At 66.4% G+C, this 25,258-nt stretch carries 18 protein-coding genes and 1 pseudogene; 14 read left to right on the forward strand and 5 right to left on the reverse strand.

The annotated features are described in order from the left end of the window. The first annotated feature begins 143 nt into the window (after positions 1-143). The 6 genes from C380_RS06930 (at position 144) to C380_RS06955 (ending at position 13,525) form a co-directional block, all read left to right on the forward strand. Positions 144-6,116 (forward strand): MG2 domain-containing protein, encoded by a 5,973-nt coding sequence (locus C380_RS06930; RefSeq protein ID WP_015013148.1) that lies wholly within the window; start codon positions 144-146, stop codon positions 6,114-6,116. Positions 6,117-6,203: 87 nt separating this feature from the next. Further along, the gene (locus tag C380_RS06935) at positions 6,204-6,572 is read left to right on the forward strand and encodes a hypothetical protein (protein WP_015013149.1); all 369 of its coding nucleotides are present in this window, start codon (positions 6,204-6,206) and stop codon (positions 6,570-6,572) included. A gap of 55 nt (positions 6,573-6,627) precedes the next feature. Continuing rightward, positions 6,628-7,497, forward strand: coding sequence for a methylglyoxal synthase (locus tag C380_RS06940; RefSeq protein WP_015013150.1), 870 nt, complete (start codon positions 6,628-6,630; stop codon positions 7,495-7,497). Positions 7,498-7,560: 63 nt separating this feature from the next. Continuing rightward, entirely contained in the window at positions 7,561-9,858 is a 2,298-nt protein-coding gene (gene pbpC / locus C380_RS06945) for a penicillin-binding protein 1C (RefSeq protein WP_043566192.1), read from the forward strand. An 84-nt stretch (positions 9,859-9,942) separates the two neighbouring features. Then, positions 9,943-12,231: a diguanylate cyclase domain-containing protein gene (locus C380_RS06950; protein ID WP_015013152.1), complete on the forward strand. Its 2,289-nt coding sequence runs from the start codon at positions 9,943-9,945 to the stop codon at positions 12,229-12,231. A gap of 127 nt (positions 12,232-12,358) precedes the next feature. Continuing rightward, positions 12,359-13,525: an alpha-hydroxy acid oxidase gene (locus tag C380_RS06955; protein ID WP_043566195.1), complete on the forward strand. Its 1,167-nt coding sequence runs from the start codon at positions 12,359-12,361 to the stop codon at positions 13,523-13,525. Positions 13,526-13,540: 15 nt separating this feature from the next. Here the strand turns inward: C380_RS06955 and C380_RS06960 are convergent, their stop codons facing one another. Then, on the reverse strand, positions 13,541-13,954 hold the full coding sequence (locus tag C380_RS06960) for a cytochrome c family protein (protein ID WP_043565227.1): 414 nt from the start codon (positions 13,952-13,954) through the stop codon (positions 13,541-13,543). A 220-nt stretch (positions 13,955-14,174) separates the two neighbouring features. On the opposite strand from C380_RS06960, the gene C380_RS06965 reads away from it, so the two are divergent. From C380_RS06965 to C380_RS06985, 5 genes are all read left to right on the forward strand, one after another. Then, positions 14,175-14,750 carry an RNA polymerase sigma factor gene (locus C380_RS06965; protein ID WP_015013155.1) on the forward strand — a complete coding sequence of 192 codons (576 nt, stop codon included), beginning with the start codon at positions 14,175-14,177 and terminating at the stop codon, positions 14,748-14,750. A 10-nt stretch (positions 14,751-14,760) separates the two neighbouring features. Then, entirely contained in the window at positions 14,761-15,552 is a 792-nt protein-coding gene (locus C380_RS06970) for an anti-sigma factor domain-containing protein (protein ID WP_015013156.1), read from the forward strand. A 241-nt stretch (positions 15,553-15,793) separates the two neighbouring features. Next, on the forward strand, positions 15,794-16,732 hold the full coding sequence (locus C380_RS06975) for a DUF3034 family protein (protein ID WP_015013157.1): 939 nt from the start codon (positions 15,794-15,796) through the stop codon (positions 16,730-16,732). Between the two features lie 10 nt (positions 16,733-16,742). Next, entirely contained in the window at positions 16,743-17,219 is a 477-nt protein-coding gene (locus tag C380_RS06980) for a group 1 truncated hemoglobin (RefSeq protein ID WP_015013158.1), read from the forward strand. 79 nt (positions 17,220-17,298) lie between these two features. Beyond that, positions 17,299-17,988, forward strand: coding sequence for a hypothetical protein (locus C380_RS06985; RefSeq protein WP_015013159.1), 690 nt, complete (start codon positions 17,299-17,301; stop codon positions 17,986-17,988). A 134-nt stretch (positions 17,989-18,122) separates the two neighbouring features. On the opposite strand, the gene C380_RS06990 is transcribed toward C380_RS06985, so the two are convergent. The 3 genes and pseudogenes from C380_RS06990 to C380_RS06995 form a co-directional block, all read right to left on the reverse strand. Beyond that, a complete protein-coding gene (locus C380_RS06990; RefSeq protein WP_015013160.1) occupies positions 18,123-19,106 on the reverse strand; it encodes a c-type cytochrome in 984 nt (327 codons plus the stop codon). A gap of 215 nt (positions 19,107-19,321) precedes the next feature. Further along, positions 19,322-19,432: pseudogene (locus C380_RS24925) on the reverse strand (ABC transporter substrate-binding protein); the annotation flags it as partial. 169 nt (positions 19,433-19,601) lie between these two features. Then, positions 19,602-20,288 (reverse strand): DUF4336 domain-containing protein, encoded by a 687-nt coding sequence (locus C380_RS06995; protein WP_015013162.1) that lies wholly within the window; start codon positions 20,286-20,288, stop codon positions 19,602-19,604. 321 nt (positions 20,289-20,609) lie between these two features. On the opposite strand from C380_RS06995, the gene C380_RS07000 reads away from it, so the two are divergent. Next, a complete protein-coding gene (locus C380_RS07000; RefSeq protein WP_015013163.1) occupies positions 20,610-21,029 on the forward strand; it encodes an ankyrin repeat domain-containing protein in 420 nt (139 codons plus the stop codon). Between the two features lie 273 nt (positions 21,030-21,302). On the opposite strand, the gene C380_RS07005 is transcribed toward C380_RS07000, so the two are convergent. After that, positions 21,303-22,214, reverse strand: a complete 912-nt coding sequence (locus C380_RS07005; protein WP_015013164.1) for a LysR family transcriptional regulator — start codon at positions 22,212-22,214, stop codon at positions 21,303-21,305. Positions 22,215-22,470: 256 nt separating this feature from the next. On the opposite strand from C380_RS07005, the gene C380_RS07010 reads away from it, so the two are divergent. Together C380_RS07010 and C380_RS07015 are read left to right on the forward strand one after the other, a co-directional pair. Next, positions 22,471-24,018 carry an aldehyde dehydrogenase family protein gene (locus tag C380_RS07010; RefSeq protein ID WP_015013165.1) on the forward strand — a complete coding sequence of 516 codons (1,548 nt, stop codon included), beginning with the start codon at positions 22,471-22,473 and terminating at the stop codon, positions 24,016-24,018. Between the two features lie 23 nt (positions 24,019-24,041). After that, on the forward strand, positions 24,042-25,238 hold the full coding sequence (locus C380_RS07015; RefSeq protein ID WP_015013166.1) for an FAD-binding oxidoreductase: 1,197 nt from the start codon (positions 24,042-24,044) through the stop codon (positions 25,236-25,238). Positions 25,239-25,258: the final 20 nt, after the last annotated feature.

The following is a 25,258-nucleotide window of genomic DNA, read 5'->3' on the forward strand; positions in this document are numbered from 1 at the left end:
CCCCATCGGCACGTCGTCATGCACAGGAGATGCCCATGGGCCCGCTCGATACGTAAGTGCTTGCAACACACACCCGCGCGACATGGCACTTTGTTACGCTTGCCGGTTCCTTCGGAGGGGATAGCGTGAACGCAAAAAAATGGATGTTGGCCGCCAGTCTGTCTCTGGTGGCCTGGGGGGCGCAGGCCCTGCAGATCACCAGCTTCTCGCCCCAGGGCGAGGTGGCGCGCGTGCGCCAGGTGGTGGCCAAGTTCGATAGCGCTGCGGTCAATTTCGGCGACCCCAAGGCGCCCGCGCCGCTGAGCCTGAGCTGCAGCGACGCCAGCGTCACCAAGGGCACGGGCCGCTGGACCGGCGAGCGCGAGTGGGTGTTTGACTTCGAGCGCGACCTGCCGCCGGGCGTGCGATGCACAGCCAGCGTCAAGCCAGGCTTCAAATCGGCCGCTGGCGCAGAGCTGACGGGCGCCAAGAGCTATCAGTTCAATAGCGGCGGGCCGTTTGTGCAGAACCTCCGCCCCAGCACCTACGAGCAGATCGACGAGGAGCAGTTCTTTGTGCTGTTCCTCAACGGCGCCGCCACCACGGCCAGCGTGCAGGCCAACGTGTGGTGCACGGCCGAAGGCGTGGGCGAGCGCATCCCCGTGCGCCTGATCGAAGGAGCCCAGCGCGCCGAGATCCTCAAGGGCCTGGGGCTTGAGAAAGACGCCGCACGCGATCCCTTGTCGTTTGCCACGCTGGCCTGCAACCGCCGGTTCACCTCCGGCTCGCGCATGCAGATCGTGTTCGGCAAGGGTGTGGCAACGCCCAGCGGCGTGGCCAACACGGTGGAAAAGCGCTTCGATTTCAAGGTGCGCGAGCCGTTCTCGGCCGAGTTCAACTGCGAGCGTGAAAACGCCCAGGCGGCTTGCCTGCCCATCCGGCCGATGATGCTGTCGTTCAATGCGCCTGTGCCGCGCAAGCTGGCCGCAGCCATTCGCCTCAAGTCCGCCAAGGAAACCCTCAAGCCCCAGATCGACGGCGGCGCAGAAGGCGCCCAGGCCGATGCCCTGGTCAACAGCCTGCAGTTCAACGCGCCGCTGGCCGAGAACACGGCCTTCACCATCGAGCTGCCCAAGGACTTCAAGGACGCCTCGGGCCGCCCGTTGCGCAATGCGGACAACTTCCCGCTCAAGGTGTCTACCGGTGGCATGCCGCCGCTGGCCAAGTTTGCGGCGGCGCCGTTTGGCATCGTGGAGCGTTTTGCCGAAGGCCCCGCATCGGACAACCCGCCTGCGCTGCTGCCCGTGACGCTGCGCAACGTGGAGGCTGCCCTGCGTGTGCAGGGCCTGCAGGCGGGCACCGCCACAGCCAGCGCGCCAGCGGGCAAGGTGAGCACGCTAAAGCCCCGCACCGACGCGGACATCATTGCCTGGTTCCGAAAGGTGCAGCGCTACGACAACTATGTGGTGAACCGCAAGCAGGCGCGCCAGGACGTGACCGGCCCTCTGCCCAAGGTGCTGGATGACGAAAAGGAGTACGTGCAGTCGCGCATGCTGTCGCTGCTGGCGGGCAAGGGCGGCGTCAAGACGCTTCAGCTCCCCAAGCCCGCGAGCAACGACCCGCGTCCGTTCGAGGTGGTGGGCATTCCGCTCACGCCCGGCTTCCATGTGGTGGAGATCGCGTCGCAAAAGCTCGGCGCCTCGCTGCTGGACGACCGCCATGGCGAAGGCCGCACGATGTACGTGCGCACCTCGGCGCTGGTGACCAACCTGGGGGTGCATTTCAAGCTCGGCCGCGAAAACGCCATGGCCTGGGTCACCACGCTGGACAAGGGCCAGCCCGTGCAGGGCGCCACAGTGCGCGTGTCGGACTGCCGGGGCAACGAACTGGCCAACGCCACCACCGATGCCCAGGGCATAGCCCGCATCGAAGGGCTCTCGCCCGAGCCGCCGGGCTGCAATTCCAATTCTGAGGACGAGGTCGGCCAGTCGTACTTTGTGAGCGCCCGCCACAAGGGGGGCGATGGCGTCGAGGACATGGCCTTCACCTGGAGCGACTGGCAGCGCGGCATCGAGCCCTGGCGCTTCAATGTGCCCACCAGCCGGTCTCCATCGCCGGACGAGCGCGCCCACACGATCTTTGACCGCACGCTGTTCCGCGCAGGCGAAACCGTGTCGATGAAACACCTGCTGCGCGCCGAAACACGCCAGGGCTTTGCCCTGCCGGGGTCGCGTCCCGACACCCTCGTCATCACCCACCTGGGCAGCGGCCAGCAGTTCACCCAGCCCCTGGTGTGGCGTGGCACGGCCACGGGGGGGCTCAGCGCGCAAAGCACCTTTGCCATTCCGCCCGCCGCCAAGCTGGGCGTGTACCAGGTTGAACTGGCGGGCAATGGCACGATGAACGGCAACATTGCGTCGGGCTCGTTCCGGGTGGAGGAGTTCCGCCTGCCGGTGTTGGAGGGGCGCATTGCCCCGGTCGATAAAAAGGCGCTGGTGCGTGTGCGCTCGGTGCCCACCGACGTGCAGATCAACTACGTGGCCGGTGGTGGCGCAGCCAACCTGCCGGTGCGCGTGTCAGCCCTGGTGCGCGGCAAGTCCCTGGAGTTCAGCGACTACGACACCTTCCGCTTCAGCCCGTCGCGCAAGCGCGAGCAGAGCAATGCCAACAGCGACGACGAAGAGGCCTCCGCCAGCCAGGACGCGCGCGTGATTGCCGACAAGCTGCCGCTCACGCTGGACAAGAACGGTGCGGGCAAGGTCACCATCGACAACGTGCCCCAGTCGCGCCAGCCGCAGGAGCTGCTGCTGGAGGCCACCTATGCCGACCCCAATGGCGAGGTGCAGACCCTGCGCAGCACGCAGACGCTGTGGCCCGCCGGGGTGGTCGCGGGCATCAAGACCGAAGGCTGGGTGTCTGCGCGCCAGAAGATTCGCTTCCAGGCGCTGGCGCTGCAGCACAACGGCAAGCCGGCGGCCGACACCTCGCTGCAGGTGCAGGCGGTGGCACGCATCACCACCACCACGCGCAAGCGCATGGTGGGCGGCTTCTACAGCTACGACAACCAGACCGAAACCAAAGACCTGGGCACGCTGTGCACCGGCAAGAGCGACGCGCGCGGCCTGCTGCTGTGCGAGGCCAAGCTCGACGAGGCGGGCGAGGTGGAGCTGGTGGCCACGGCCACCGACAAGGACGGCAACACCAGCGTGGCCGCGTCGTCGGTATGGGTGACGCGCCAGGGCGAGCTGTGGTTTGGCGGCGAAGACCACGACCGCATCGACCTGCTGGCCGAGAAGAAGAGCTACCAGCCCGGCGAGACCGCCAAGTTCCAGGTGCGCATGCCGTTCCGCTTTGCCACGGCCCTGGTGGCGGTGGAGCGCGAGGGCATCATCGACACGCAGGTGGTGCAGCTCAACGGCCAGGACCCCACGGTGAGCCTGAAGGTTCAGCCCGACTGGGGACCCAATGTGTACGTGAGCGTGCTGGCCCTGCGCGGCCGCCTGCGCGAGGTGCCGTGGTACAGCTTCTTCACCTGGGGCTTCAAGGCGCCGCGCGAGTGGTGGAACTCGTTCTGGTACGAAGGCAAGGAATACCAGGCGCCCACGGCGCTGGTGGATCTGTCCAAGCCCGCCTACCGCCTGGGCGTGGCCGAAATCCGCGTGGGCACGCAGGCCCACCAGATCGATGTGAAGGTGCAGGCCGACAAGGAGAGCTATGCCGTGCGCGGCAAGGCCCAGGTCACCATCACCGCCACGCTGCCGGGCGGCAAGCCCGCCGCCAATGCCGAAGTGGCCTTGGCCGCTGTGGACCAGGCCCTGCTGGAGCTGATGCCCAACAGCAGCTGGAACCTGCTCGAAGCCATGCTGCAGCGCCGCAGCTGGGGCGTGGAGACATCGACCGCGCAGATGGAAATCATCGGCCGGCGCCACTACGGCAAGAAGGCTGTGCCCGCTGGCGGCGGTGGGGGCAAGTCGCCCACGCGCGAGCTGCTGGACACCCTGCTGCTGTGGGAGCCCGCGCTCAAACTCGACGCCAACGGCCAGGCCAAGGTGACCGTGCCGCTCAACGACGCACTGACCACCTTCAAGATCGTGGCGGTGGCCGATGCCTCCACGGGGCTGTTTGGCACCGGCAGCACCAGCATCCGCGCCACGCAGGACCTGCAGATCATCAGCGGCCTGCCGCCGCTGGTGCGTGAGGACGACCAGTTCCGCGCGCAGATCACGCTGCGCAACACCACCAAGACCGCCATGAAGGTCGAGGTGGCGCCGCGCGCCACGCTGCTGGAGCTGAAGCCGCAGACCATCGACATCCCGGCCGGAGAGGCACGTGAGGTGGCCTGGGACGTGACCGCCCCCGCGCAGCTGGCGCAAACGCGCGCCGAGGCCATCCTGTGGGAGATCGAAGCCAAGGACCAGGTCAGCGGCGCCCGCGACGCCCTCAAGGCCCGCCAGCGCATCGTGCAGGCGGTGCCGCTCACGGTGCAGCAGGCCACGCTGGTGCAGGTGGACGGTAGCTACAACCTCGACGTGAACCCCCCCGCCGACGCATTGCCCGGCCGGGGCGGCCTCAAGATGTCGCTGCAGCCCAAGCTGGCCGAAGGCCTGCCCGGCGTGCGCGACTGGTGGGCCCGCTACCCGTTTGCCTGCCTGGAGCAAAAGACCAGCAAGGCCGTGGGTCTGCGCGACGGCGCGCTGTGGCAGACCGTGGTGGCGCAGTTGCCCACCTACCTCGACAGCGATGGCCTGGCCAATTACTTCCCGCCGCGCGACGGCGATGCCAACCGGGGCAGCGACACCCTCACGGCCTATGTGCTGGCCGCCACGCACGAGGCCGCCAGCATCAACCCCGCGTTTGCCCTGCCCGACGAAGCCCGCGCGCCCATGGAGCGTGGCCTGATCGCGTTTGTGGAAGGCCGCATCCAACGCAACTTCTGGAGCCCGCGCAAGGACCTGGACATGCGCAAGGTGGCCGCGCTCGAAGCGCTGTCGCGCTACGGCAAGGCCCAGGGCCGCATGGTGAGCAGCATCACCATCGCGCCCAACCAGTGGCCCACCCACACGGTGATCGACTGGGTGAATGTGCTCAAGCGCGTGGCCGATGTGCCCGAGCGCGACAAGCGCCTGGCCGAGGCGATGCAGATCCTGCGCGGCCGCCTGTCGTTCCAGGGCACCAAGCTCATATTCAGCAACGAACAGGACGACTACTGGTGGTGGCTGATGCAGAACGGCGACGTGAACACCGCCCGCCTGATGCTGGCCGTGATGGACGACCCGGCCTGGAAGGACGACATGGGCCGTCTGGCCAACGGCTTCATCAGCCGCCAGCAGGCGGGCGCCTGGCACACCACCACGGCCAACCTGTGGGGCGGCCTGGCGCTGGAAAAATTCAGCGCCAAGTTCGAGGCCACACCGGTGTCGGGCACCACCAAGGCCAGCATGGGTGGCAACACCGCCAGCGTGGACTGGAGCAAGGTCGATCGCGTGAAGGCATCGGACGCCACCGGCGCTCCCAACCAGATCACCTGGTTTGGCGCGCCCGCATCGCCCGGCAACCTGAAGAACAACGGCATGTTCCTGCCCTGGAGCAAAGCCGGTGGCAAGGAGCAGCTGGCCGTCACGCACCAGGGCCCGGGCAAGCCGTGGCTCACGCTGCAGTCGGTGGCGGCCATCGATCTCAAGGCGCCGTTCGCGGCGGGCTATGCGATCAAGAAGACCATCACCCCGGTGGAGCAGGCCAACAAGTCGCTGCCCGCCGGCCAGTACACACGCGGCGACGTGCTGCGCGTGACGCTGGAGGTCAACGCCACGGCCGACATGACCTGGGTGGCCATCACCGACCCCATCCCGGGCGGGGCCACCATTTTGGGCAGCGGCCTGGGTCGCGACTCCGAGATCGCCACGCAGGGCGAAAAGAAGACCGGGGCGGGCTGGCCCGCGTTCGAGGAGCGCAGCTTCGAGTCCTTCCGCAGCTACTACGAGTACCTGCCCAAGGGCACCGTCAAGATGGAGTACACGGTGCGCCTGAACAACGCGGGCGACTTTGCGCTGCCACCGAGCCGCGTCGAGGCCATGTATGCGCCCGAGATGTTTGGTGAACTGCCCAACGCCCGGGTGAAGGTGCAGGTGGCCAAATAGGCTGCTACGTCGCAACACCCTGACGCCTTAACACCCTAGCGCCGCCATGCACCGCCTTGCCCATCGCCCACCCCAGGCCTTCATGCCATGAGCCTCAGCGTCTTTCTGGAGCTGCGGTTCTGGCTGCTGGTGGGGTTCTCGCTGGTGCTGCCGGTGGGCATCTATGCGCTGCTGCTGGTCACCCGGTCGATCTCGCGCTGGGCGGTGCTGGGGTTTGGGGTGGCGCTGGTGCTCATTGCGGGCGTGGATGTGTACCTGCTGCAGTCCATCGCCGCGCAGGCCAAGAGCACGCCGTCGCTGGCCGACGATGCGTGGTTCAGTTCCGAGCTGACGATTGCGCTGTACCTGCTGCCGGTGGTGTTCGGCGGCATCGGCGTCAACCTGATCTCGCACGTGCTGCTGCGCCACCTGACCGAGGCCGAGGGGCGGTTTGACCGTGAGCACTCCGATCGTTGAGTCGTGAGGCGCTTACGATGTTCAGATCCCTTCGTTTTCAGAAAGTCAACCTGCCATGATCCTGGGTCTCGCTGCCAACCGCTTGCACCACCACACCGAAGATGCGGCGCTCTTTTCCTGGCTGCGCGCCTGCGAGGCGGGCATCCGGGAACTTCAGCTGGGGCTGCACGCCGTGGGTCGCACGCACGATGCCATCGTCGCTGCGGGCATGCTGCAGGGGTACCGCCCGCTGGTGCGCTATCCCTACGGGCGCGACGGTGGGCTGATGAAAGTGGTGGCAGAGGTGGTGGGCATGGGGGAAGGGCGCACGCTCGACGGCGCGATTTACCTCACCGACCCCGTGGACTCTTCTTCCATCTTTCCCGAGGCGCTGGCCCTCAAGCGGCAGTGCGTGATCCATGGCAAGCCGTTTCTCTCCACCGTGGCCAGCGCACGCGACTGGATCGAGATGGAGCGCATCCACGCCGGGTTGCCGCCCGATCCGCAGGCCGACCGGTTTCATGACCATGGCACCCAGACGCTGGCCCTGATTGCGCACGACGCGTGCAAGCAGGCCATGCTCGACTTTGCGGATCGCAACTTTGATGTGCTGTCGCAGTTTCGCCATCGGGTGGCCACCGGCACCACGGGCCAGCGACTGAACGCCCTGGCGTGGAGCAAGGGCTGGCCCGAAGGGCAGCCCTGGGTGCAGCGCTTCAACAGTGGGCCGCTGGGTGGCGACGCGCAGATTGCCGACCTGGTGCTGGAGCGCCGTTGCCACCGGGCTGTTTTCTTTGAGGACCCGCATGTGGCGCGCCAGCACGAGGCTGACATCCAGCTGCTGGAGCGTGCCGTGACCACCGCCACGCACGATGCGGTGTGTGTCACCGTGCCGGCCGTGGCGCAGCGCTGGTGCGACGCCGTGCGCCTGCGCGCGGCGCGCTGATGGCGCTTTTTTTATCTCTGCGCGTTTGTGTTCCTTCCGTTCGCTTCCTTCTTCACCTTGCGCCTGCGAACGCAGGCCGCCGCGCTGGTGCTGGCGGCCTGCGCCTCGGGCGCCTGGGCCATCCCCGCGTTTGACGAGGTGCGCGCGGACTTCAAGCCCTCGGACACCCTGATCCTCTCGCGCGAAGGCGAGGTGCTGCAGCGCTTGCGCACCGATGCCACCGTGCGGCGCGGCCAGTGGGTGCCGCTGGCCGACGTGTCGCCCGCGCTGCGCCAGGCGCTGGTGCTGAGCGAGGACAAGCGCTTTTTTGAACACAGCGGCGTGGACTGGCGTGCGGCGTCGGCGGCTGCCTGGGGCAACCTGTGGAACCAGCGCACACGCGGGGCCAGCACCATCACCATGCAGCTCGCGGGCCTGCTCGACGGCGACTGGCGCCAGGGCCCGGGCGGGCGCACCGTGGCGCAAAAGCTGGGCCAGACGGTGGCAGCCCAGGTGCTGGATCGGCGCTGGCGCAAGGACCAGATCCTGGAGGCGTACCTCAACCTCGTGCCATTTCGCAGCGAGCTGGTGGGCATCGACGCCCTGAGCCGCACGCTGTTCGACAAGGCGGCCCACGGGCTGGATGACCGTGAAGCCGCAGTGGCAGCAGCCCTGGTGCGCGCGCCCAACGCACGGCCCGCACTGGTGGCGCAGCGTGCCTGCGGCGTGCTGCGCGATATGCAGCAGCGCCCCTCCACCCCCACCTTGCCTGCTGCACCAGCGGCGCGCGTGGACTGCGATGCGCTGGACCTGTTCACTACAGCCGCATTGCAACGCCGCGCGTTCGATGCGAGCGAGGGTGTGGCGCCGCACTTTGCGCGCTACCTGCTGCGCCAGCGGGACAAGGACAGCGCCGTGCCCGAGCGGGTGACCAGCACCCTGCGCGCACCGTTGCAGCGTTTTGCCATGCAGAGCCTGCAGCAGCACCTGCGCGAGCTGCGGGGGCGGCATGTGGAAGACGGCGCGGTGCTGGTGCTGGACAACGCCACGGGCGCGGTGCTGGCCTGGGTCGGGTCGTCCGGCCAGCTCAGCCAGGCCAGCGAGGTCGATGGGGTGCTGGCGTTGCGCCAGCCGGGCTCCACGCTCAAGCCTTTTTTGTATGCCCAGGCGATTGCAGAGCGGCGGCTCACGGCGGCGTCGCTGGTGGAGGACTCGCCCGCGCAGATCACCACGGCGGGGGGGCTCTACATCCCGCAGAACTATGACCGCCAGTTCAAGGGCTGGGTGTCGGTGCGTACGGCGCTGGCGGCGTCGCTCAACGTGCCGGCGGTGCGCACGTTGGTCATGGTCACGCCCGACGCCTTCCACCGCCAGCTGGGCGCGGTGGGATTGCCACTGCGCGAAAGTGGCGACTACTTTGGCTACAGCCTGGCACTGGGCAGCCCCGAGGTGCCGCTGCTGCATCTGACCAATTCCTATCGCACGCTGGCCAACGGCGGGCGAGCCAGTCCTGTCGCAGCCACGCTGGCCGATGGCAAGCCCCGCTTCACACCTGCCATTGCGGCCCACGCCGCCTTCATCGTGGGCGACATCCTGTCCGACGGCAATGCACGCGCACGCACCTTTGGCACCGACAGCGTGCTGGCCACCCGCTTCTGGACGGCCGTGAAAACCGGCACCAGCAAGGACATGCGCGACAACTGGGCCGTGGGTTGGTCGGAGCGTTACACCGTGGGCGTGTGGGTGGGCAACGCCAGCGGCGCAGCCATGCACGAGGTCAGCGGCACCAGCGGCGCAGCACCCATCTGGGCGGCGGTGATGGGCTTTCTGCACGCCCGCGAGCCCAGCCGTGCGCCCAAGGCCCCTCAGGGGCTGGTGCGGGCGGCTGTGCGGTTCGGCCCGGGGCCGTCTTCGGGCGCGGGGGCGCCCCAGCCGCTGGAGGCCGCGCGCGACGAGTGGTTTGTTCCCGGCACGCAGCAGTCCTTGTTTGCTATGGATTCAATAGCTGGCGAGGCATATGGCACTAGCGCATCTGCTCCAAAAACCTCCAAAAATGCCACCCGTACCCCTGTAGAGCCTGCATCGGCTTCTGCCGCCGCCCCGGCGCGCATCACTGCCCCTGCATCCGGCACGGTGATTGCGCTGGACCCGGACATTCCGCCCGCGCGCCAGCGCCTGCAGTTCACCGCCACGCGCGATGCGGTGCAGTGGCGGCTGGACGGCAAACCGCTGGGCCGCGGTGCCCGGGTGCCCTGGCTGCCCTGGCCGGGTCGGCATGTGGTGCAGATCACCGACGCCCAAGGCACGGTACTGGACGAGGTGCGGCTGGAGGTGCGCGGCGCCGGTGTGGTGGCGGCGCCCACCCGGGCAGGTGCGCATTGACGCCGCCAATCCCGAGGAATACGGTGTGCTTTGGTGCTAAGTCTCAGCTAAGGCGGCTGTTTAAAATAGTTACAAACTATCCCTATGCCATCGCTCCGCCAGTTTTTCTCTCACCGCCTGATCTGGCTGGCCTTGCTGGTGGCTCTGGGCATTGGTGCGTTGTTTGCGCGCGCCATTTGGACCATTCGCAATGACGAGTGGAGCTACGCAGAGCAAACCAACGCCAACCTGGCCCGCACCCTTGAGCAGGGCCTGGCATGGTCGCTGGATTCGTTTGACAAATCTTTGGAAGGCGTAGCCCGCGAGGTGGCACGCCCCGAGGTCTGGGCCTTGCCCCCCGACCTGCGCGCGCGGGTGGTGTTCGACAACTCGCTGCGCGCGCGTGGCGCGGGCGATGTGCTGGTGCTGGACGCGCAGGGCAACGTCATCCTGGACTCGGGTTCACTGGTGCCCCGCAAGGCCCATTTTGCCGACCGTGACTACTTTCTGGCGTTCCGCGAGCAAGGCCAGCAGGGGCTGTTCTTCGGCAAGCCCGTGCCTTCGCGGGTGACGGGCCTCAACATCCTGCCCATCTCGCGCGGCTACTACAACGCAGACGGCAGTTTTGCCGGTGTGGTGGTCGGCGCCATCCGCCTGAGCTATTTCAATGAACTGTTTGGCTCGCTGAACCTGGGCCCCAACAGCGGCATCAACCTGTTCAGGCAGGACGGGGTGGTGATCTCCCGGTTTCCCTATGGCGATGCCGACGTGGGCAAGACCATTGCGGGCTCGCCCAACCTGCTGCGCTTTCAGACGGAGGGCTCGGGGTCGTTTGTGGGCAAGGCCGCGCTCGATGGCGTGGAGCGGCTGTACTCCTTCCGGCCCGTGGGCAACTATCCGCTGATCCTGAACGTCGCCCAGTCCACCGACACCATCCTGGCCAAATGGCGGAGCAGCGCCTTGGTGCTGGGCGGCTTTGCCGTAATGCTGATGCTGGGCTGCCTGGGGCTGGCCCTGCTGTTTGTGCGCGAGCTGCTGCTGCGCCAGAAGGTGTCGGCGCGCCTGACCGAGGCCGAGCACGACCTGCGCACCACCCTGGACAACGTGCCCTCCATGATTGCCTACTGGGATGCCGGTATGCGCAACCGCTTTGCCAACCGCGCAGCGCTGGAGGAGTTTGGCACCTACCCGGCACCAGTGCGGGGCCGCCACATCAGCGAGCTGCTGAGCGAGGCCCGGTATGCAGCCAGCAAGCCCAATTACGACTTGGCCTTGGCAGGCAAGCCACTGCGCTTTGAGCGCACGGACGAGGACCACGACGGTCTGCCGCGCCACTGCATCGTGTCCTATCTACCCGATACCGATGAGCGCGGCGTGGTCACCGGCCTCTTTGTGCAAGTGACGGACATCACCGAGCGCAAGCGCATGGAGAACGAGCTGTTCGACGAGAAAGAGCGCGTACGCCTCACGCTGCAATCCATCGGTGATGCCGTGGTCTGCTCGGACGCCAAAGGCATGGTGACCTACCTCAACCCCGTGGCCGAACGCCTTACGGGCTGGCAGGCGTTTGATGCGGCCGGGCACAACGTGGACGAGGTGGTGAGCCTGCGCAGCCCCGACAACGACGAGCCCTTGCCCAACACGCTGCGCACCGCGATACAGCAAGGCGCCGCCACGGACCCCGTGCGGGGCGTTCTGGTGCACCGCACCAGCGGCCAGCGCTTCCAGGTGGAGGAGACGGCCAGCGCCATCACGGACCGCCATGGTGCGGTGACCGGTGCGGTGGCCGTGTTGCGCGATGTGACCGAGGCCGTGGCCATGGCCGAGCGCATGGCCCACCTGGCCCAGTACGACGCACTGACCGACCTGCCCAACCGCGTGCTACTGCAGGACCGCGCCCAGCTGGCGATGGCGCTTGCGCGGCGCGAAGGCAAGTCGCTGGCGGTGATGTACCTGGACCTTGACGGTTTCAAAGAGGTCAACGACCGCCTGGGCCATGACGCGGGCGACATCCTGCTGGTGCAGTTTGCCCAGCGCCTGCGGGCGGCGGTGCGCGCGTCCGACACCGTGTGCAGGCAAGGGGGCGACGAGTTTGTGGTGTTGTTGCCGGGGCTGGACGGAGTGGAGCCCGCCTGCCTGGTGGCGCGCAAGATCCTGGCGGCCTGCGATGCTGCTTTTGAGCTGGCCGGGCAGCCGGTGCGGGTGGGGGTCAGCGGCGGCATTGCACTGTTCCCGCAGCATGGCAGTACCTTTGACGAGTTGTCGCGCCATGCCGACGGAGCCATGTACGCGGCCAAGCGGGGTGGCCGCATGCGCTTTATGCTCTACCGGGGGGCTGAAGCCGAGCCCGAGTCGGTGTTGCCAGAGTCGGACCTGGCGGCCACCGCCCAGTAGCGGGCGCGTAAGGGGGGCGAAGTGCCCCCTTGCTGGAAATTTGTTGCAAGCCGTCGAAAAAATTTTGATGGCTGCGCCCCGCGCCACCGCCTACCATTTGGCGCATTTCCCATACCGGAGAGCCCGCGTGCCCAACCTGTCCAAAATCACCTGCATCGAAGACCTGCGTGTCATTGCCCAGCGCCGCGTGCCGCGCATGTTCTATGACTACGCCGATTCGGGCTCGTACACCGAGGGCACCTACCGCGCCAACGAAAGCGACTTCCAGCGCATCAAGCTGCGCCAGCGCGTGGCTGTGAACATGGAAGGCCGCACCACCCGCACCACCATGGTGGGTCAGGATGTGGCCATGCCCGTGGCCATTGCGCCCACCGGGCTCACCGGCATGCAGCATGCCGACGGCGAAATTTTGGGCGCCAAGGCCGCCAAGGCGTTTGGCATTCCGTTCACGCTCTCGACCATGAGCATCTGCTCCATCGAGGACATTGCCGAACACACGGGTCGCCACCCGTTCTGGTTCCAGGTCTATGTGATGCGCGACCGCGACTTCATCAACCGCCTGATTGATCGCGCCAAGGCCGCCAACTGCTCGGCGCTGCAACTCACGCTGGATTTGCAGATCCTGGGTCAGCGCCACAAGGACATCAAGAACGGCCTCTCGGCCCCGCCCAAGCCCACCATCGCCAACCTCATCAACCTGGCCACCAAGCCGCGCTGGTGCCTGGGCATGCTGGGCACGAAGCGCCGCAGCTTCGGCAACATCGTGGGCCACGCCAAGGGCGTGGGCGACCTGTCGTCGCTGTCGTCGTGGACGGCCGAGCAGTTCGACCCGCAGCTCAACTGGGGCGACGTGGAATGGATCAAAAAGCGCTGGGGTGGCAAGCTGATCCTGAAGGGCATCATGGACGCCGAGGACGCGCGTCTGGCCGTGAACAGCGGTGCCGATGCGCTCATCGTCAGCAACCACGGCGGCCGTCAGCTCGATGGCGCGCCGTCCTCCATCGCGGCGCTGCCCGGCATTGCTGCTGCGGCCGGCAAGGACATCGAAGTGTGGATGGACGGCGGCATCCGCAGCGGGCAGGACGTGCTCAAGGCCCGCGCGCTGGGTGCGCGGGGCACGCTGATCGGCCGCAGTTTTCTGTATGGCCTGGGTGCCTACGGCGAGGCGGGCGTCACGCGGGCCCTGCAGATCATCCAGAAAGAGCTGGACATCACCATGGCGTTCTGCGGCCACACCAACATCAACAACGTGGATTCTTCGATCCTGCTGCCCGGCACGTATCCCACGGCCTGAGCGGCGGAATGCGCCCTACCTTGCTGCTGGCACCGGCGCGGGCAGGCGTTTGAGCGTGGCCAGATAGGCCACCACGTCCTCGCGGTCCTGCGCATCGTCAAGCTGGTAGTCCATGCCCTGGCCGGGTATCAGCGCCTCGGGGTCCGTCAGCCAGGCCTTGAGCGTGGCCCGCGTCCACAGGATCTTGCTGGCGCGCAAGGCCGGCGAGTAGTCAAAGTCCTTCAGGGCGCCAGCGCGGCGCCCCACCACGCCCCGGTGCGCCGGGCCGTCTTCATGCTGGTCAGGGCTGTGGCAACTGCTGCAATGCGCTGCGTACAGCGCAGCGCCACGCTCCACCGACTGGGCCATGGCAGCGCCGTGGCCCGCCCAGAGCAGGGCGGCTGCCAGGGCAACACAACGAACAGGGGACCGTGGACAGGGCAGGGGCATGGTGGTAGCGAAAGGGGAGTCAGCGTGGGGGCGAGAGCCGTCTAGGCCCTTGTAATACGGCTGATGTCACCCCCTGGATTCAGCCGCTTCGCGGTGTTCTTTCATGGGTGTCGTTCCTGCTGTGTGTCCCGCCCACATCCAAAACGCCAGCTGTGGCGTATTCACCTACAGCAAAGCCCCACAGGCCCTGCCCACCCAACCAATCCCAGAGAATGGGCGCATGAGCACCCTCCACCCAGACAGCGAACTGATGGACCTCCTAGACCGTATTGCCGCGCAGGACGACGCCGCGCTGAAAAGACTGTACGAGCGCACCTCGTCGCAGCTTTTTGGCCTGGCCCTGCGCATCGTCCGCAACCGCGACGCGGCGGAGGATGTGTTGCAGGAGGCGTTTTTGACCATCTGGCGCGGTGCCGGCAGCTACCGCGCATCGCTGAGCCCGCCGATGGCCTGGATGGGGCTCATCGTGCGCAGCCGGGCGCTGGACGCCCTGCGCAAGCGCACCACCGACCGGGCCGATCTGATGATCGAGCTGGATGACGCCATGGCGCAGACGATGGAGGGCGATGCCCCCAACCCCATGGACGCTGCCGATGCGAGCGAGCAGGCGTTTGCGCTGCACCACTGCCTGGGCAAGCTGGACCACAAGCAGCGCGAGGTGGTGAGCCTGGCCTACCTGCGCGACCAGAGCCATGGCGAGCTGGCCGAGCAACTCAAGCTGCCGCTGGGCACCGTCAAGACCTGGATTCGCCGGGGGCTGGAGCAACTGCGTGCCTGCATGGCGCGCTACGCCTGAGGTCGTCGCCATGAACATCACCCAACACCCTGATTTGCTCGACCGCCTGGCCGCCAGCTACGCGCTGGGCACGCTGCGCGGCGGCGCTCGCCGCCGTTTTGAGGCCCTGGCGCGCGAACACGCCACCGTGCGCGCCGCCGCCCTGGTGTGGCAGACCCGCTGGTCGGGCCTGACCGAGCTGCAACCGCAGGTGGCGCCTTCGCCCGCCGTCTGGACGCGCATTGACAACCTGGTGCGGGCTGGCCAGCTGGAGCAGGCCATGCTGGCCGCCCGGCAGGCCGCGCCCGCCCAGGCCCCCGGCGGCTGGTGGCGCAACCTGCTGGTGTGGCGGGGTGCGGCCGCTGCGGGGGCCATCGCCACGCTGGCGGCGGTGGTGGTGGGCGTGCAGGTCAACGGCGGCCTGCGCGCCACCACGGGCGCGCAGATTGCTGCGCTGCAGCAGCAACTGCAGGCCACGCCCCAGATCCAGTACGTGGCCGTGCTCGCGGACGACAAGGCGGCTGCCTCCATGCTGGTCACTTTTGACCCCAAGAACAACCAGTTGGTGCTGCAACGCGTGGGCGGTTTTCAGGAGGGGGCGGACAAGTCGCTGCAACTGTGGGCACTGCCACCGGCGGGCGGGCCACGCTCGCTGGGGGTGTTGGGCCAGGACAAATTGCTCAAGCTGGCCGCCGGCGAGGCCGATGTGCGCCAGGTGCCCGCCTTGGCCATCAGCCTGGAGCCCAAGGGCGGCGTGCCCAGCGAGACGGGGCCCACCGGGCCGGTGCTGTTCAAGGGCGAGCTGATCCAGCGGATGCTGTAAGAGCGGCTCACAAAACTCCCCCTGGCGTCGTTGTCTCGCCTTGTCGTACTGGTTGTATGTACTGCCTGCGGCGAAACGCCTGGCCAGGGCCGCTTCGCTGAGTTTTGCGAGCCGCTCTGGGCACCTGCGCAGCGATTTGCTACCGCCGCGCAACATTTTTGAAAATTCGTGAATCCGCCGGGCATCCGGGAGCGTATCCAGATGGCAACATCTTCTTACATCCCGTTTCCTGGAGACCACGATGACCCTCAGGCCCCCCTTTCCCCTCCTGGCTGCCGCCGCGCTGACCCTGGTCAGCGGCCAGGCCCAGGCCGATACCGGCAAGCTGCTGCTCACCGGCGGCGTCAGCACCATCGCCGGGTCGGCCGGTGGCGGGCTGACCCCCTGGGCGGTGATTGGCAGTAACGCCACCGAGGGCGAGGTGGGTGTCAGCGCCTATGCCACCCGCGCGGCCACACAGGACTACAGCCTGAACGGCTATGGCGTGGCCCTGGGCCTGCACGACCGCGTGGAGCTGTCGCTGGCGCGGCAGGACTTTGATGCCTCGCCCGCCATCGCGCTCAACGGCATTGCGCCGTTTGGTGTGACGCCCGGCCAGCACATCAAGATGGACGTGCTGGGCATCAAGCTCAAGGTGGCGGGCGACGCCGTGCTCAACAGCGACAGCTGGATGCCGCAGATTGCGGTGGGGCTGGAGCACAAGCAGGTGCACCCGGGCTCCATCGGCTCGGTGCTGGACTTTCTGGGCACTAAAACCAGCGGCACCGATGTGTACGTGAGCGCCACCAAGCTGCTGCTGGCGCAAAGCGTGCTGGTCAACGGCACGCTGCGCTACACCAACGCCAACCAGAACGGCCTGCTGGGCTTTGGCTCGGCTGCACCGGGCAAGAACGGCCGCAGCCTGCAGCCCGAGTTCTCGGTGGCGTACCTCATCAACAAGAACCTGGCGGTGGGCGCCGAGTACCGCTTCAAGCCCAACAACCTGCAGGCCCTGGGCGCAGCAGCGGGCCTGGGCGCCGCGCTGCGTGAGGACGACTGGAAGGACATCTTTGTGGCCTGGGCGCCCAGCAAGAACGTGTCGCTCACGCTCGCCTATGTGGACCTGGGCCGCGTCGTGCCCGGCATCACCAACAACCGCCGCCAGACCGGCTATTACCTGTCGGCTCAAGTCGCCTTCTGAGGACATTGTCATGACGCACTCCAAAACCCTCATCGCCCTGGCCGTCTCTCTCGGCAACTTGCTTGCTGCCCCGGCCTTTGCGCAGACCGCTGCGGCTCCGGCAGCCACAAGTGCTGCCCCAGCAGCCCCTGCAGGCCTGTACCAGGCCCTGGGCGAAAAGCCGGGCATCACCCGCCTGGTGGACGATTTTGTGAACCGCGTGGTCAAAGACCCGCGCATCGGCGGCCACTTCAAGGACACCAAACCGGCCGCGCTCAAGGAGAGCCTGACCGACCAGTTCTGCCAGCTGAGCGGTGGCCCTTGCAAATATGAAGGCGCTGACATGAAGTCGGCCCATGCCGACATGGACATCAACAAGGGCCATTTCAACGCCCTGGTGGAGGTGCTGCAAAGCGCCATGGACGCCCAAGGCATACCGTTCGCTCAACAGAACCGCCTGCTGGCCTTGTTGGCGCCCATGCACCGCGATGTGATCACCAAACACTAAGACGATGAAAAATGCTATTTTTTTCATAGCTGCCAGCGCAATATTCACTAGCACTTGGGCCGGAAATGTCCAAATCCAGGTGCTGGACCGCGACGGCAAGCCTGTGCCCGACGCCGTGGTGGTGGTGTACCCCAGCGCCACCACCGCTGCGGCCCCCAGCCTGCTGCAGCCCAGTCCCACCATCGAGCAGGAGCGCATGCGGTTTGTGCCTGCCGTCACGGTGGTCATGCCCGGCTCCACCGTGCGGTTCACTAACCAGGACCGCTGGGACCACCATGTACGCGGCAACCCCACGGGGGCGGCCGCTGCGGCAGCACCGGCTGCGGCCAGTTCCAACTTCGAGCTGCGCCTGGCGGGCAAGGCCGATGGCAAGCCTGCCAACTTTGCCGATGTGAAGCTGGATACGCCCGGCGTGGTGCTGCTGGGCTGCCACCTGCACGGCTCCATGCGGGGCCATGTGTTTGTGACCGATTCTGCCTGGACGCTCAAGACCGACAGCGACGGCATCGCCCGTTTTGCCAGCGTGCCCGATGGCGCCGCGCAAGTGCGCGTGTGGCATGCCGAGCAACTGGTGGACCTGCCGCGCAAGGCGCTGAATGTGGTGCCTGGCCCGGTGCTGGATACCGTGCAGCTCAGCGTGGTGCCCCGCGTGCGGCGTGCACCCCCGGCTGCGCCTGCAGGCCCCGGCAATACCCCGGGCGGACCCATGGGGTCTTACAGCCTGGCTCCTGTTTCGGCCCACCCAGCCCATCAGCACCCCGGCAGCTGACCCGCCACACCAGCGGGTGGTCCACCGGGGGCGGGCCAGCAGGGCAGTCATTTTTGAACGGGCGGAGTGCTTCGCCCTTTCTTTGCCTGTGTCTCAGGGGTCTCCCTACTGCAGGGCACCCTGAGGTTCCAAGATCAGCCAGGCAGCTTGAGTCCGCCAGGTCCGGAGGGGACGGTGTTGGCACTGCTCTTCTGGCCGCCGACCGTGGTGCTGCCCACCTCCTGCTTCACGCTGCCCGGGGGCGCGTTCAGGTACAGGTACAGCGCCTGCGCATCCACATCGCTCAACTGACCCAGCGACTCGAAGGGCATGACCTGGATGGGCGTGCCGTCCGGTCGCTTGCCGGTGCGCAGCATGGACACAAAACTGGCAGCGTTGGGATAGCGGGCCAGGGCGGTACCCGCGCTGTGTGTTCCAGGGCGGATGTCTGCGGCCGCAGGCCAGTCGGGTGGTGCGCCTGGAATCTTGCCGCCCGACAGGTCGGCACCATGGCAGCCGATGCACATGTTGGCCACGTATTGGCCGTTGGCCAGCGTCACACCGGCAGCGGTGGGGCGCGAGGGCGCCAACTGGTGGTCGATGCGCGAGGCCGCGTCAGGAATCGCACCCAGCCCATACAACACCCAGGCAGGGTGCGGGAGATCGATCACGGCCTGCGCGCCTTCCTTCGGCGGGAACTGGCGTACGTAGGAGACCAGGGCGTTCAGGTCTTCGTTGGTGAAGCGGTTGTAGTCCTCGCTGGGCATGACCAGCACGGGGCGGCCGTTGGGCTTGACGCCATGGCGGATCACGCTGTTCCAGTCCTCGGGCTGGTAGCGTGCCACCACGCCAGCGGGCGTGATGTTGGGCCCCACGATGCGCGTGCCCTTGCCATCGTTGACGAACTCGCGGCCCGTGCCCTGTGCGCCGTGGCAGTCGGTGCAGCCGCGCGATGCATACAGATAGCGCCCGCGCTCGATGGTCTGCGCATCGGTGGTGTAGGCCACGGGGCGGGGTTTGATGTCGATGTAGCGGTTGCGCTTTTGCTCGGCCAGGTACAGGCCGCTGGCGGCGGTGGCGACAACGATCACGCCCAGCAGCAGCGCGCTGCCAGCGGTCCATTTGATCCAGCGTTTCATGGTGGTATCCCTCTTCTTCGAATGTGGGCGGACTGGCTGAAAGGATCAGCGTGTCCAGGCGCCGGATTCTGAAGTCGAAGCAGGGTTTTGTGACACCCCACCACCGCAGGGGACAGCGGGGCCGGTGAAATTTGTCACAAACGGCCCGCCGGTGTGAGCAGGTGTAGCCCGCTCACACGTTCGCCACGTTCTCTCAACGCTCTCTCAACGTCCTGTCAGCGCTCGATGGTCTTGTTCCAGCGTGCATTCCACGCGGGGCGGTTCGCGTTCACGCTGTCCCAGTCCAGGGTCACGGCGTTTTTCATCCACTGGCTGATCTGTGCAATCGTAAGCGCCGTAAATGTCGCTGAGGGCCCTGGCAGTTTGATGCTGGCGGGGCTTTTGGCGAGTGCTGGACTGGGCTGTCTGCTCCGACATCTCTGAGCGAATGGGGTGATAGGCAGTGGGGCTCGGAGTGGCACTGTGGATGGGTGTTTGTGTGGTCGGTTGTTCTTCTCAAAGCATCGCAAATGCCCGTGTGACCTGCGCATAGGCATCTGTGTCCACCACCTGGTTATGGGCCGTCACGACACGCTCAAAGGGCCAGCGCAGCACGCGTTCTGCACTGCGGGCTGCGGCACGACGGTCACGCACCAGCGCGCGCACTGTGAGCGGAACCGCCAGTTGGCGCCGCACCCCGGTCAGCGTGGCATAGGCACGCGTGGACCAAGCCAGGTCACCCGCCATCCACTGCAGCAGGTCTGTCACGATGAGCGTGGCGGAAGGGCGGTGGAACCATACCGATTCATTGCCTGCAGGAATGCCCTCAAAAGCCAGGTGCTCCAGGTCTGGAAGCCATTCGTGCACATCGCCTGAGGGCAGATCGTGCAGCCTGGCTGCCAGGTCCGGCCGCTTCTGAGCCAGGCCCTTGGGGCCATACACCCTGGCGTTCGGGAAGGTCTGGGCGCAAGGCGTCAGAAACAGGTGGTGCATCTTGTTCGGTGCCACGATGAAAGCCACCGTGCCAAGTGCCTGCAGCTGCTCCAGCAGTGCACTGCCTGAGGGCATTGGAATCGGTGAGTGGACCAGAAGCTGCTCTCCTGACAGCCGCACCACCGTCATGCGCGTGGTGATGGGAAATCCGTTGGCCTTGAACGCGTGGGTGGCGTGCCAGAGATGGGTGTCGAGGGATTCAAGTTGCATGGCGCGGCATGGTGCCCTGGCCCTGGTGGCGGTGTCTTGAACGAATTCGACATGGCACAGAGTTTTGCCGCGTGGTTGGACGCTTTGGAGCGCATCAATTTCCAAAGCAGATAAGGGTCACTTACCTGCTTCTTCGAACGCTATAGTTCGCTGGGTTGAATTTTCCGGGGTGCCATGGGATCTTGGCCTTCACCATTCGCGCAACGCGTCACATCTGCAAACCCAGTTAGTCAGTCATTTCCAGGAGGTATCGATGTCCAGCGTTTTCAGAACGGCCCCTTCCATCCTCGATGGTTCTGCAATGCAAGTGACGGAGAGGCAATGACGCGCAAAAGTCCGAAGAAGAACGAACGCTCGGGCGTGGATCGCATGGGGCGAACCGAACTTCACTACGCGGCTCTGGAGGCTGACTTGTCGAAGGTGAAAGAACTTCTGTTGGCCAGTGCGGACCCCAATGCGTCGGATGACAATGGCTTGACCCCACTGTACTTCGCTGCACAGTCCAACAGCTACGCCGTCACAGAGGCCTTGATATTGGCGGGAGCGAGCGTCGACTCTGCTGATGCCAATGGAAATACACCGCTTTCAGATGCTGTTTTCCATTCCGAAGGTAATGGCGATTTGATCAAGTTGTTGCTTCGCTCTGGGGCTGACAGAAACAAAGAGAACAACTACGGTATCTCTCCTTTGGAGCTTGCGAAGTCTATTGACAATTTTGACCTGGTGCAGTTCTTTCACTAGCGTTCAGGCTTCGGCAAGCACTGGGGTCAACCGAGGGAGCCTCTGCACGAATGAAGCGGCAAGGGAGCGCAGCGGATCGGGAGGGGCTGCAAGGCGCAAAACGCAGCAATAGCCGTAGCTATTGCGAGTATTTGCAACGCCGCAGACTGCCCGAGCCCGCTGATGCGCACGGCGCGCTGATTCGTGCAGAGGCTCCCTAGGGCCGCGTATGCTCCCCGCGCACCTCCTCAAGCGCTTGAGCACGGGTGCCCTTCTGCGTCAGCGGTGAGCGTTTCACCCCTGCCTCTGCCCTGCGCACTCCCCTACCAGCCAGTCCCTGAACGCCTTCACCAGCGGCGTCTGTGCCCGCGCCTCGGGGTACACCAGGTAGTACGCATCGGTGCTCGTCAGAACCTGGTCTGACAGCTCCACCAGGCTGCCTGCCGCCAGCTCCTGCTCGATCAAGAAGCGCGGCAGCAGCGCCGCGCCCAGGTGCGATACGGCGGCTTGCGCAATCATGGCGAAGTGCTCCGACTGGGGGCCGCGCAGGGCCAGGGCGGTGGGGGCGCCAACCAGCTCAAACCATTCGGCCCATTGGGTGGGGCGGGTGCTTTGCTGCAGCAGCACCACACGCGTCAGGTCCTGTGGGGTGCGGATGTGGTGGCGGTCGCTGTAGGTGGGGCTGCACACGGGCACGGTTTCTTCGTGCATCAGGTATTCGCACACGGCGCCCGCCCAGTGCGGCGTGCCGAAGTGAATGGCAGCGTCGAACGGCGTGCCCGCAAAGTCAAACGGCTCGGTGCGGGCCGAGAAGTTGACCATAGCCTCGGGGTGCAGCGCCATGAAGCCGCCCAGGCGCGGGATGAGCCAGCGCGTGCCCAGCGTGGGCAATACGGCCAGGTTGAGCAGGCCGTCGGTGCTGGAGAACGCCATGGCTTTTTGTGTGCTGGCCGACAGCTGCTGCAGCACGTTTTGCACATCGGCCGCATAGACGCGGCCCGCGTCGGTGAGCACCACACGCTGGCGCACGCGGTGGAAGAGGGCGGTGCCGATCTGTTCTTCCAGCTGGCGGATCTGGCGCGACACCGCGCTTTGGGTGAGGTGCAGCTCCTCGGCTGCGCGCGACACGCTTTGGTGGCGTGCTGCCGCCTCAAAGGCCAGCAGGTCGGCGGTGGAGGGCAGGAAGGCGCGGCGCAGCAGGGTCATGGTGGCAAATGGGGGCAATCATGCGCAGGGGGAATGAGCGGCTCTGTCTCGTTGTGCATGGTTTTGGGGCGTAGCGCTACTACATCAAGCGTCGGCCGCTCTGCAATTTTCAGGCACTTCATGCTGATTTGTGATCAAGTAGTTCCATTTTTTTGCTATCCAGCACGGCGCGATTGGCGGATATTGGCGCATTCATTGCGTGTGTTCTTCCACGCTGTTGCCATCTCTCTGTCTCCATTCACCTTTGCGAGCCGCCATGTCTGCCACCCCTGCCGCCACCCCTGTTGTCACACCGCTCTTGTCTGAAGTCGATCAACTGCTGCAACGCCTGGGCGTGCCCCGCACTGCCTACACCGGCGGCACGCTGGCGGCGCGTTCGCCCATCACGGGCGAGGTGCTGGCCCAGGTGCCGCAACAAAGCGCGGCCGATGCCAAGGCCGCCATCGGCCGCGCGCATGCGGCCTTTTTGGCGTGGCGCAATGTGCCCGCACCGCGCCGGGGCGAGCTGGTGCGCCTGCTGGGCGAAGAGCTGCGTGCCGCCAAGGCCGACTTGGGCCTGCTGGTGACCATCGAGGCGGGCAAGATCCCGTCCGAAGGCCTGGGCGAGGTGCAGGAGATGATCGACATCTGCGACTTTGCCGTGGGCCTGTCGCGCCAGCTGTACGGCCTGACCATCGCCACCGAGCGCCCCGGCCACCGCATGATGGAAACCTGGCACCCGCTGGGCGTGTGCGGCGTGATCTCGGCCTTCAACTTCCCGGTGGCCGTGTGGTCGTGGAACGCCGCGCTGGCACTGGTGTGTGGTGACTCGGTGGTGTGGAAACCGTCGGAAAAGACCCCGCTCACCGCCCTGGCCACGCACGCGATTGCACAGCGTGCCATTGCACGCTTTGGCAGCGACGCGCCCGAAGGCCTGCTGGAGCTGATCGTGGGCCAGCGCGACATTGGCGAGGTGCTGGTGGATGACGCCCGCGTGCCCGTGCTGTCGGCCACGGGCTCCACCGCCATGGGCCGCGCCGTGGGCCCGCGCCTGGCAGCGCGTTTTGCGCGCGGCATTCTGGAGCTGGGCGGCAACAACGCGGCCATCGTGGCGCCCACGGCCGACCTGAACCTGGCCCTGCGCGGCATTGCGTTTGCCGCCATGGGCACGGCGGGCCAGCGCTGCACCACGCTGCGCCGCCTGTTTGTGCACGAGAGCATTTACGACCAGCTGGTGCCCCAGCTTGCCAAGGTGTATGCCAACGTGCAGGTGGGCGACCCGCGCACCGCTGGCACGCTGGTGGGCCCGCTGATCGACCGCATGGCCTTTGACGGCATGCAAAAGGCGCTGGAGCAAAGCCGCGCGCTGGGCGCCACGGTGCATGGCGGGGGCCGTGTGGAGGGCGTGGGGGGGGCGGATGCATACTACGTGCGCCCCGCGCTGGTGGAGCTGCAAAAGCACGAAGGCCCCGCGCTGCACGAAACCTTTGCGCCCATCCTGTACGTGGTGCGGTACAGCAGCATCGACGAAGCCATTGCCATGAACAACGCCGTGGGCGCGGGCCTGTCGTCGTCCATCTTCACGCTCAATGTGCGCGAGGCCGAGCAGTTCATGTCAGCCGCCGGTTCGGACTGTGGCATCGCGAATGTCAACATCGGCCCCAGCGGCGCCGAGATTGGCGGAGCGTTTGGCGGCGAGAAGGAAACCGGCGGTGGCCGCGAGGCGGGATCGGACAGCTGGAAGGCCTACATGCGCCGGGCGACGAACACCATCAACTACTCCACCGCTTTGCCGCTGGCGCAGGGCGTGACGTTTGACGTGTAAGCCACGCGCTGCTGGCCCCGTTCATGTCCATCGCTAAGGCTTCACACCCCATCGTCATCATTGGCGGTGGTGTCATCGGCAGTGCCATTGCGTACTTCCTCACGCTGCAGCAACCGGGCTGCGAGGTGGTGGTGGTCGAGCGCGATCCGACGTACGCGCGTGCATCGTCCGCGCTGTCGGCCAGCTCGATCCGCCAGCAGTTTTCTACCGACATCAACATCCAGATCTCGGCGTTTGGCATCGGCTTCTTGCGCAACGTCGGCACGCTGTTGGCGTGCCATGGCGATGTGCCCGACATTGGTCTGCACGAAGGCGGCTATCTGTACCTGGCCACGCAGGCAGGCGAGGCCACGCTGCGCGAAAACCATGCACTGCAGAAGCAGCATGGCGCCGATGTCGCGCTGCTGAGTCCGCAGCAACTGGCCGAGCGCTTTCCGTGGCTGGCGTTGCAGGATGTGGTGTTGGGCTCGCTGGGCCTGTCGGGCGAAGGTTGGTTCGATGGCTACCTGCTGCTCACGGCCTTGCGCAAAAAAGCGCAAAGCCAGGGTGTGCGCTACGTGGCTGATGAAGCCGTGGGGCTGGACACGGTGAGTAGCGATGGCGTGCTGCACGTGAACGCGGTGCGCCTGCAAAGCGGCACCGTGCTGCCCTGCCGCTATGCCGCGAATGCCGGTGGCCCTTGGGCTGCAGCGATTGCAGGCTGGGCGGGCATCGATCTGCCCGTGGTGGGCAAGCGCCGCACGGTGTTCAACCTGGCCAGCCCCGCCGCGCTGCCGGGCTGCCCCCTGCTCATCGACACCAGCGGCATCTGGCTGCGGCCCGAGGGCAAAGGTTTTATCTGCGGCTTTGCGCCTGAGGCCGACAACGACGCCGACTTTGCCCCGCTGGAGCCCGAGTACGACGCGTTTGACCACCACATCTGGCCCACCCTGGCCGAGCGCATCCCAGGCTTTGAGGCACTGCGCATGCAGGGTGCCTGGGCGGGCTACTACGAGATGAACACCTTCGACCACAACGCCATCGTGGGCCTGCACCCGGCGTGCGACAACCTGGTGTTTGCCAACGGCTTTTCGGGCCACGGCCTGCAGCAGTGCCCTGCCGTGGGCCGGGGCGTGGCCGAGCTGTTGCTCACGGGCAGCTACCAAAGCCTAGACCTGTCGCCGCTGTCCATTGAACGCATTGCGCGCAACGCGCCGCTGCTCGAAAAGAACGTGATCTGAGCCTCGCCTTTTTTCAATCT

Source organism: Acidovorax sp. KKS102, assembly GCF_000302535.1.
In the GTDB taxonomy this organism is placed as follows: Bacteria; Pseudomonadota; Gammaproteobacteria; order Burkholderiales; family Burkholderiaceae_C; genus Acidovorax.